General features: G+C 46.6%; 3 protein-coding genes. 2 read left to right on the top strand and 1 reads right to left on the bottom strand.

Annotated features, from left to right (window positions below):
* Positions 1-70 precede the first annotated feature (70 nt).
* On the bottom strand, positions 71-1,111 hold the full coding sequence (cobT, locus tag ACQY6Q_RS08475) for a nicotinate-nucleotide--dimethylbenzimidazole phosphoribosyltransferase (protein WP_427980171.1): 1,041 nt from the start codon (positions 1,109-1,111) through the stop codon (positions 71-73).
* A gap of 137 nt (positions 1,112-1,248) precedes the next feature.
* On the opposite strand from cobT, the gene ACQY6Q_RS08470 reads away from it, so the two are divergent.
* Entirely contained in the window at positions 1,249-2,715 is a 1,467-nt protein-coding gene (locus ACQY6Q_RS08470; RefSeq protein WP_427980169.1) for a DUF3369 domain-containing protein, read from the top strand.
* A 107-nt stretch (positions 2,716-2,822) separates the two neighbouring features.
* A partial coding sequence (locus tag ACQY6Q_RS08465; protein WP_427980167.1) for a YchJ family protein occupies positions 2,823-3,208 on the top strand: 386 nt, incomplete at its 3' end.

Below are 3,208 nucleotides of genomic sequence, written 5' to 3'. Positions count from 1 at the left end.
CGTTGGCACCGGGATTCGACTAAAAAAACTAAAGGCATTAAACAACAAATTAAGCTGATGCCTAAGCTGTTTAGTCATGTTCACGACTGACTCCAGCAGAGGCAAAAGAAGCCATCTCATTTAAAAACAAGCATGCCGATTGAACTAACGGAAAAGCCAAAGCCGCGCCACTGCCTTCTCCTAAACGTAGCGCTAGGCCCAACAGCGGATTAGCACCTAGCGCATCTAATAAACGTTGATGAGCTTGTTCGGCACTTTGATGGCAAAACACCATGTATTGGGTCACCAACGGCGCAATCTGGCTGGCAACCAAGGCCGCAGCAGAACAAATAAAACCGTCCACCAGAATAACCATCCGTTGTTGCGCCGCTTGCAACATTGCGCCAACCATAGCCGCTAACTCAAAACCACCAACCTTGGCCAGCCACTGCTCTGGAGTATGCTCACCTTGATGATAAGCCATAGCCTGTTGCAAAACGGCAGTTTTATGTTGCAGGCCCTTATCATCTAAGCCGGTACCACGACCAACACACTCTGCCACATCAATATTCAAACACCCAGCCATTACGGCAGCAGCACTAGCAGTATTGGCAATACCCATTTCACCAAAGGCGACCACATTGGAGCCCTGTTTGGCCGCCAAGCTTACCTGATCGGCGCCTACCGACATCGCCTGCTGACACTGAGCAGGCGTCATCGCATCGGCCTGCAAAAAGCTTTGAGTGGATTCGGCAACCTTGCAACTCACCAAGCCTTCAGCCGCTGGCAAGTGTTTAACCCCAAGATCCACAATTTCAAGCGCAATAGCATGTTGGCGACAAAATACATTCACCGCAGCACCACCAGCCAAGTAGTTTTGTACCATTTGCGCGGTTACCTCTTGTGGAAAGGCACTAACGCCTTCCAAGGCTATGCCATGGTCGGAGGCAAATACGATCATCTTAGGTTGGCAAATCTGTGGACTTAACGTTTGTTGTATTTGCCCCAGCTGACAGGCCAAAGTCTCCAGCATCCCTAATGAGCCGGGAGGCTTAGTTTTTAGATTAATTTTTTCCATCAAGGCATCAGCCAAACCTTCATCCAGCGGCTCAATAACAAATTTGTTTTGCAAATCAATTTCCTAGCAGTATTTTAGCAATGCGCTAAGCTTAACCTGTTTGTTGGCCGCTTTTAAGAAAAATATCAGAAAGGCAACCAGTATTTACCTATACTGATTTTAGCGAACCGCCCAATTGTTAGGAGCTTGTTATGAGCGAAAGTTCTGAACTATTTTTATTTGATGATGACGATGATACAGAATACCTTCCCAGCGAACCCGAACCTTGGAAAGTATTAATCGTCGATGACGATAGCGAAATGCACACCGTCACCAAATTGGTCCTGAATAATTTTTCCTATCAGCAGCGTAAGCTCAGCTTCATTGATGCCTATAACGCAGCAGAAGCATTTGAATTACTTCGTCAACATGCCGACGTGGCTATCGCCTTGGTTGATGTAGTGATGGAAAGCGATGACGCCGGGCTAAGATTGATTGACGACATTCGCGAACGCCTTAATAATCATGACATTCGCCTGATTTTACGTACTGGGCAACCCGGCCTAGCGCCGATCAGAGAGGTGATTCGACGCTATGATGTAAGCGACTACAAAAACAAAACCGAATTAAGCGATGTTAATCTCGATACCTTAATGTGTGCTTCTTTGCGCGCCTATCAAGAAATCAGCGAATTACACTTACAACAGAATAATCTCCGAGCGGCAATAAACTCATCTAGCCTAGTGGCTAATTGTAATGATGAACAAAACTTAGCGAGCAGTGTTTACCAAGAGCTAAATAAGCAACTGGCTAAACAGTTTCCCCATCAAAGCTTAAGTGGTTTTGCGCTAACCTTGTCCCACAGCAAGTTGCAGGTAATGTATAGCCAAGGAGCGCTGGTCGACCTACAAGATTGCCACCAGCTGCAGGATTTTCCCCAGCCAATACAAGAGATGCTGCAACACGCCAAAGAACAACGCTGCCATGTACACCAGCAAGGAAAAAGTGTGTTCTATTTGGCCAACGGCCAAGTGCATCCACTGATGTTTTATATTGAAGGATGGCAAGAAAACCAGGCGCCTCAATTTGAGCCACTAGAACTGTATATTCAAGCCACAGCAATACGCTTGGAAAACCGCCTGTTACGGCGCCAACTGGCCTATGGTCAGTTGCAACTACTGGACATGGTTTATCAGGCCATACAACAGCCGCCAACTAGCAATGAGCATTTGCGTCTAGTGCAAGGGCAAACTAAACAACTGGCTATTCAAGCAGGCTTGAGTCAGCAAGAGGCAGAACAACTTAGCCACATGGCGATGTTCTACGACTTAAACCAATTGGGCTTGCCCGAGGCTATACTCAACTGCAGCTTATTAAATGGTGAGCGCTGGAAGTGCATTGCCGAACACTATGCGCTTCCCGAGCACCTGAAATCGGATGAGGTTCAGCAACAAATCAACAATGCCCTAATCGTTACTTATCAATATCAAGAAAACTGGGACGGTAGCGGTCGACCTTTGGGTTTAGCGGGAGAAGCAATTCATCTCTATGCACGCATTGTTGCACTCGCAGTGTTTTATGCTGAACATGCTGCTCAGTCAGACTTTGTTCAGCAATTACAACAAGCCGCAGGCCAACGAATAGACCCGCAACTAGCCACACTTTTGGTTAAACACTAAAAAAAAGACCTCACAGATAGACTCATCTAAGGCAACTGCGCAATTTACAGCTGCCTTATTTGCTGCTTCTTGCTACACTTCGCCTTTATCGAATTTGAGGGATCCCCGTGTTGCTTTGCCCCTGTGGCAGCGGTGTAGAATTTACCCATTGCTGTCAGCCTTACATAGACGGTACATCAATACCGGTTAGCTGCGAGCAATTAATGCGTTCACGCTACAGTGCTTTTGCGCTGGGTAACGCTCGCTATCTTTGGCAAAGCCATCACCCAGATTATCGACAAGGAGATGAGTCAGCGGCACTTTCTCCACCAGAAGATCTAGGTCAATGGGAAAAATTAATGATTGTGTTCAGTAGTGACTTTGCAACTGGCCAAGATGGCATGGTTGAGTTTAAAGCCTACTACCGAGAGAACCAACAACTGCAAATTTTGCACGAGCGCTCTAACTTTAAAAAAGTCGCAGGGCGTTGGTTTTATACCGATGGTGAATTTGC

This window comes from Agarivorans sp., from assembly GCF_050295395.1.
Taxonomy (GTDB): domain Bacteria; phylum Pseudomonadota; class Gammaproteobacteria; order Enterobacterales; family Celerinatantimonadaceae; genus Agarivorans.
Note: the sequence above shows the minus strand (reverse complement) of the source record. Positions and strands in the feature narration are given on the sequence as shown.